The sequence below is a fragment of the uncultured Agitococcus sp. genome, assembly GCF_937920075.1.
In the GTDB taxonomy this organism is placed as follows: domain Bacteria; phylum Pseudomonadota; class Gammaproteobacteria; order Pseudomonadales; family Moraxellaceae; genus Agitococcus.
Map to the genome: position 1 here is coordinate 1 of NZ_CALETI010000049.1, position 6,080 is coordinate 6,080.

7 protein-coding genes and 1 pseudogene are annotated in these 6,080 nt (G+C 41.0%); 3 read left to right on the forward strand and 5 right to left on the reverse strand.

All coding sequences use genetic code 11. From position 1 onward, the window contains the following. The 5 genes from Q0212_RS01395 to Q0212_RS01415 all read right to left on the reverse strand — a co-directional run. Window positions 1-542, reverse strand: a 542-nt coding sequence (locus tag Q0212_RS01395; protein ID WP_297921089.1) for an autotransporter-associated beta strand repeat-containing protein, incomplete at its 3' end; no start/stop codon positions are given. A 256-nt stretch (window positions 543-798) separates the two neighbouring features. Then, window positions 799-1,365 (reverse strand): nucleoside triphosphate pyrophosphatase, encoded by a 567-nt coding sequence (locus Q0212_RS01400; protein ID WP_297921092.1) that lies wholly within the window; start codon window positions 1,363-1,365, stop codon window positions 799-801. Window positions 1,366-1,375: 10 nt separating this feature from the next. Then, the gene (mreD, locus tag Q0212_RS01405; protein ID WP_297921094.1) at window positions 1,376-1,852 is read right to left on the reverse strand and encodes a rod shape-determining protein MreD; all 477 of its coding nucleotides are present in this window, start codon (window positions 1,850-1,852) and stop codon (window positions 1,376-1,378) included. Then, window positions 1,849-2,757 carry a rod shape-determining protein MreC gene (gene mreC, locus Q0212_RS01410; protein ID WP_297921097.1) on the reverse strand — a complete coding sequence of 303 codons (909 nt, stop codon included), beginning with the start codon at window positions 2,755-2,757 and terminating at the stop codon, window positions 1,849-1,851. Before mreC ends, mreD begins: the two co-directional genes overlap by 4 nt. 9 nt (window positions 2,758-2,766) lie before the next feature. Further along, complete coding sequence (locus Q0212_RS01415; RefSeq protein WP_297921100.1) at window positions 2,767-3,813, reverse strand: rod shape-determining protein; 1,047 nt, start codon at window positions 3,811-3,813, stop codon at window positions 2,767-2,769. Window positions 3,814-3,969: 156 nt separating this feature from the next. Between Q0212_RS01415 and gatC the strand changes: the two genes are divergently transcribed. The 3 genes and pseudogenes from gatC to gatB form a co-directional block, all read left to right on the forward strand. Further along, window positions 3,970-4,257 carry an Asp-tRNA(Asn)/Glu-tRNA(Gln) amidotransferase subunit GatC gene (gene gatC / locus Q0212_RS01420; RefSeq protein ID WP_297921103.1) on the forward strand — a complete coding sequence of 96 codons (288 nt, stop codon included), beginning with the start codon at window positions 3,970-3,972 and terminating at the stop codon, window positions 4,255-4,257. Window positions 4,258-4,345: 88 nt separating this feature from the next. Further along, window positions 4,346-5,803, forward strand: coding sequence for an Asp-tRNA(Asn)/Glu-tRNA(Gln) amidotransferase subunit GatA (gene gatA / locus Q0212_RS01425; protein ID WP_297921107.1), 1,458 nt, complete (start codon window positions 4,346-4,348; stop codon window positions 5,801-5,803). A 12-nt stretch (window positions 5,804-5,815) separates the two neighbouring features. Next, window positions 5,816-6,080, forward strand: a pseudogene (gatB, locus tag Q0212_RS01430) (Asp-tRNA(Asn)/Glu-tRNA(Gln) amidotransferase GatCAB subunit B); the annotation flags it as partial.

Sequence of the window (6,080 nt, forward strand, 5' to 3'; positions counted from 1 at the left end):
AACGATAAAGTGCCTGCGCCACTTTTGGTGAGACTACTATTGCCGTTTTTTTGATCTTTTTCTGTTATAGCAGAAGTAATTTGTGTAATATTTTGAGCAGCGTTTTGGCCACCCATTTTAATGGTGGCATTACCATCTAAAGTAATATCTTGTGTAAGCGTTGTTGATGATTGCGTTTCTAAGGTTGAACCATCCGCTAAATTAACTGTTCCATCACCTAAACTTGCTGCACGAGCCACACTTAACGTCCCTGCTTGGACATCTGTGCCACCTTTATAGGTGTTATTGTTGGTTAACGATAAAGTGCCTGCGCCTTGTTTAATCAATTGAGTGCTATTTGTATCATTCTGTTCTTTTATAATACCTGTTACTTCTGTGGCAACTGAGATTACATTATCTGAAGCTGTTAATACGACATTATTAACTTCCTGAGGGCTGGCCACAGCAGAAGCAGCAATATCGGCCGCCACAGCAACAGGTGTGGCAATGGCTAAAGTCACAGATAAAGCTAAAGGACGGACAGTAAATGGTGGACGACGCATCGTTATATCTCCTTGCACTTTTAAGCAGCTAGTTTTTATCTTGTTCTAGCAGTCAAAGTTTGTAATTGTAAATTTAGACGTGGAGCTTTGCTTCTACGGTCTAATTAATGGTTAAAGTTAAAAAATTGGGTCGATAATAGCATATAATTTTGCTACTGCATTAGGTAATTTATTGTTTGCTAAGTGTGAAGTCTAACACCAAAAAAACTTCACTGGTTTGAATCAATTAACGTTTATTTTATCTCTTTATACAAAATTAGATCTGATAGCCAAACTCGCGTAATACAATTGCCGTTTCCGTTAGGGGCAAACCCACAACATTACTATAACTGCCGTTTATTTTTTCAACAAACAAACAGCCTTTACCTTGAATACCATATCCGCCTGCTTTATCTTTTGGCTCACCCGTTTGCCAATATGCTAACATTTCTTGATGACTCAATACTCTGAAATAGACTTCTGTCACAACGACCATTGTTCTAGTTTTCTGTCGATTAGCAACCGTAAATCCCGTTAATACCTGATGAATTTTTCCACTGAGTTGTTGCCAAATATGTAAAGCTTGCTGCTCCGTTTCTGGTTTCCCAATAATTTGCTGGTCAAATACCACGGTTGTATCCGCTGCAATCACTAAATCATCGTTATTTTCACATTGCTCTAAACCTGCTTGTGCTTTGGCAGCAGAAAGACGAGCCACATAACTTTGGGGAGATTCATCATCAAGAGGTGTTTCATCAATATCAATTCTTAGAATGCCAAATTGTAAGCCAATTTGTTGCAGTAACTCTTTACGTCGTGGGGATGTGGATGCTAAATAAAGCATATAATGACTCTTAAAATTGTCTGTGCCAATGCACCAAACTACGATTAATAACAAACCAAGCCACTAAACTTGACATCAAGATTTGTATATACACCACTAATGGACTAAACATGAGTGGCGAAAACAACAATAAAAACAGATGATTTAATGTAGCTACTACTAACAAGAAACTAATGAATAATAATTGTTCTATCATCGTCCATAATGGAAAGTTTTGTCCCCAAAGCCTTGTTAAATAGACAACCATGGCATAGGGAATGGCGTGCATCGCTAATGTGCTACCTGTGATTGCATCAACCACTAAACCTAATATAAAAGCTCTCCCGACACTAAACAGTTGTGGCTGATGAATTCCCCAAAAAATAGCCATTAACAACAACCATTCCGGCCACCATTGTCGAATATGCAACGGCAAGGGGAACAACGATAACAACAAGCCCATAAGAAAACTTACCATCATGACTCGTTGTACTGTCCAACGACTCATGGCACATCACTCGTATTTTTCGGCAATAAAGCTTCTATTTTTGGGGCATCATCAATCATTGGTGCTTGTTTAAACAATACAATCACTTGTTTACTGTGATTAATATCCGCAAGTGCTTGTGCGGTAACATTGGCAAAGTGAGTGCCACCAATTTTTTGTACATCTATCACCACAGCAACAGGATAACCAGCAGGATAATACTGCCCCATGCCTGAGCTTTCTAAAATGTCTCCTTGTTTAATATCCATCGAGTCTGGTGCATATTCTAAACGCAAACGACTATGATCTCCTGTACCTTTTAAAATCGCGTGTTCCTGAGTACGTTTTACTCGAACAGGAATTGCATGGCGACTATCGGTTAACAACATCACTTTCGCTAAACGACTACTGGACTCAATCACACGTCCCATAATGCCTTTTGCATCTAAAACGGGATAACCAACCTGTAAACCTTCTCTTAAACCTTTATTGAGCATCAATACTTGTTGCTCTAACTGCACAACGGAAGACACAACCTCCGCATTAACCAAATTTTCATCTAAGCGCGACTGCATATTAACTAAAGCGCGCAGACGGTCATTTTCTGCTTTTAGCTCGGCAAGCTGTTGTAACTCAACCGATTGCTGGACAATCACTCGTGATAATAATTTATTTTCTTGGCGTAAATGTTGAGGGGTACGTAGGGTTTGATCTATCGCATCAATGACACGTTGCGGATAACTTAATAAACGAATAAAAGGCTCAACCAATTGCTGCCCATAATGATGGACTGGCTCGACAACGGTGGGATAACGGGTATTTAACCAAAATACACTACCACCAATCACGCCTATAATTAATAGTCGATAACCATGCGTAGGAAATTGATTAAATCGGCGTTTTTGTCGATCAAAAGGATTAGCCATATCGCCTGTTTAGGAATAAACAAATAAACTGTCGTAAGCAGGATTATCTAAAAAGGCTAAAGCCTGCCCCATACCACGAATGACACAACTTTCGGGTTCTTCTGCCAAAATCATTGGCAAACCTACTTCTTGACTAAATAATTTATCAATTTGTGCTAATTTAGCCACACCACCTGTTAGCACAATACCACGCTCAGCAATATCACCCGATAATTCGGCAGGCATATCTTCTAAAGCATTTTTAATGGCGTTAATAATATTGCGCAACGGCTCTTGTAACACTTCAGCAATTTCTGCGGCACTGACTTTTATTGCCGTTGGCACACCTGCCGACAAATGACGCCCTCTCACTTCCATCGTATTTTGTTGCTGTTCGGGATTAACTAAAGCCATCCCTATTTCTTGCTTAATATGTTCGGCTGTCGCTTCGCCAATCAAACAACCATATTTACGACGAATATAGGTAGTAATACGTTCATTCATCATATCACCACCCACACGCAAAGAGTCGGTATAAACCGAACCTAATAAGGAGATCACGGCAATTTCGGTCGTTCCTGCGCCAATATTGACCACCATCGAACCACAGGCTTGGTCGATGGGTAATCCTGCACCAATAGCAGCAGCCATCGCTTGATGAATTAAACGGATGTCATTAGCACCAGCACCGTCTACGGCTTCACGCACAGCACGATGCTCTAATAAAGTGGCTTTGGCAGGTACACTAACCAAAACACGCATATTCTTTTTAACTTGAGTTTTGACGTTTGCTTGGCGTAAAAAATATTGCAATAACACTTCGGTCATTTCGAGGTCAGCAATTACCCCATCCTTAAGTGGTCGAATTGCATTTAAACCAATGGGTGTACGCCCCAACATATCCTTAGCATCATTACCCACTGCCGCGACACTACGACCATGCTCACCATGACGAATAGCCACTACAGTAGGCTGCTGTAACACAACACCACGTTTGGGGACAAAAATAGCTGTATTGGCTGTTCCTAAATCAATGGCGACATCCACCGAAAACAGATTTAACAAACGCTTTAGCATAAAATATTCCAAATACCCTTTTAGCCTATAAACTGTAACGGAATGTGCTATTTTGAACAAGCTAACTACGTTAAAATAAAAGCTTGTTTTGTATTTTCATAGTCTGTGATAATTTGCAGACCTTTAAAGCTTTATTTATTGACGATAGAAAAAATCATGGCTGTAACTCTTAACGATATTAACAAAATTGCTCACTTAGCGCGTTTAGGCTTAAGTGATGAGGAAAAATCGCGCTATACCGATAGCTTAAATAATATTTTAGGCTTAATTGACGACCTACAAGCAGTAAATACGCAAGGCATTGAGCCTTTGGCACATGCCGTTGATGTGACACAACCTTTACGCCCAGATGTTGTCACCGAAACCAATCAACGTGATGCTTATCAAAAAATTGCACCTGCGGTACAAGAAGGTTTGTATTTAGTACCTAAGGTCATTGAATAAACAACATAGTTTTATCAGGAATTAGCTCCCTCACCGTCTTAACAAGACAGGGAACTTCATATTTTGGCAACCCCAATTAAGGTTTACCATGTTACATACCTATACCTTAGCCGCTCTGCGTGACGGCTTAGCCCGTGGCGATTTTTCTAGCCGTGAGCTAACGCAACATTTTTTACAACGTATTGCCCAATACGATAGCTCACTCAATAGCTTTATTACTGTTTGTGCCGACCAAGCCCTACGTCAAGCCGATGCTGCCGATGCCGCTCGTACTCAAGGCACAGCTCATGCTTTAGCAGGCATTCCGATTGCACAAAAAGACATTTTTTGTACCCAAGGCGTAAAAACCACTTGTGCTTCAAAAATGCTCGATAACTTTATTAGCCCCTATAATGCCACGGTGATTAGCAAAAGTGAGGCGGCTGGCTTAGTGATGTTGGGTAAAACCAATATGGATGAATTTGCAATGGGCTCTTCTAACGAAACCAGTTATTACGGTGGCGTTAAAAATCCTTGGGATTTAAGCAAAGTTCCGGGTGGTTCATCGGGTGGCTCTGCCGCAGCCGTTGCCGCACGTTTAGCCCCTGCAGCCACAGGCACAGATACAGGCGGTTCTATTCGTCAACCTGCGGCATTGTGTAACTTAACAGGTCTAAAACCGACTTATGGCCGTATTTCCCGTTGGGGCATGATTGCCTTCGCCTCTAGCTTAGACCAAGCTGGCCCAATGACCCAAACCGCAGAAGATGCCGCTTTATTAATGAATGTGATGTCTGGCCATGATGCTAAAGACTCAACCAGCATTAACACCCCTGTACCAGACTATACCGCAAACTTAAATAACGACTTAAAAGGTTTACGCATTGGACTTCCCAAACAGTATTTTGGTGAAGGTTTAGATGGCCAAGTAGAACAAGTGGTCAGAGATGCCTTAAAAGAGTTAGAAAAACTTGGGGCAATTTTGGTGGATATTGATTTACCAAACACAGGTTTATCTGTACCTGCTTATTATGTGATTGCACCTGCCGAAGCCTCTAGCAACTTATCGCGTTTTGATGGTGTACGTTTTGGTTATCGTTGTGAAAATCCTGTCGATTTAACCGATTTATACAAACGTTCTCGTGGTGAAGGTTTTGGTAGTGAAGTCAAACGCCGTATTATGATTGGGACTTATGCGTTATCGGCTGGCTACTATGATGCTTATTATTTACAAGCCCAAAAAGTTCGTCGTTTAATTCAACAAGACTTTGCTAATGCTTTTGCTCAATGTGATGTGATTGCTGGCCCAACCTCACCGTCTGTTGCTTTTGGTTTTGGTGAAAAGAATGCCAACCCGATTGCTATGTATTTATCCGACATTTACACCATCGCCACCAACTTAGCTGGCTTACCTGCGATGAGCATTCCTGCAGGCTTTAGCCAAAAATTACCCGTTGGTTTGCAATTAATTGGTAATTACTGGCAAGAATCACGTTTATTAAATGTTGCCCATCGTTATCAACAAGTGACCACATGGCATAAAGAATTGCCTGAACAATTTGCTTAAGAGGAACATCCTATGTCATGGGAAACTGTGATTGGTTTAGAAATACACGTACAGTTAGCAACCAATAGTAAAATTTTTTCGGGCAGTGACACAAGTTTTGGTGCAGAAGCCAACACCCAAGCCAGCTTAATTGATTTAGGTATGCCTGGTGTATTGCCTGTCCTTAACCAAGAAGCCGTGAATATGGCGATTCGTTTTGGTTTAGGCGTTGATGCACAAATTGGCCGCACCAGTATTTTTGCCCGTAAAAACTACTTTTATCCTGACCTACCCAGAT

What these genes read in the sequence shown, in the direction of transcription:
- Q0212_RS01400 (WP_297921092.1), bottom strand. Translation starts at nt 1,365, where the DNA reads ATGCTTTATTTAGCATCCACATCCCCACGACGTAAAGAGTTACTGCAA.
- mreD (WP_297921094.1), bottom strand. Translation starts at nt 1,852, where the DNA reads ATGAGTCGTTGGACAGTACAACGAGTCATGATGGTAAGTTTTCTTATG.
- mreC (WP_297921097.1), bottom strand. Translation starts at nt 2,757, where the DNA reads ATGGCTAATCCTTTTGATCGACAAAAACGCCGATTTAATCAATTTCCT.
- Q0212_RS01415 (WP_297921100.1), bottom strand. Translation starts at nt 3,813, where the DNA reads ATGCTAAAGCGTTTGTTAAATCTGTTTTCGGTGGATGTCGCCATTGAT.
- gatC (WP_297921103.1), top strand. Translation starts at nt 3,970, where the DNA reads ATGGCTGTAACTCTTAACGATATTAACAAAATTGCTCACTTAGCGCGT.
- gatA (WP_297921107.1), top strand. Translation starts at nt 4,346, where the DNA reads ATGTTACATACCTATACCTTAGCCGCTCTGCGTGACGGCTTAGCCCGT.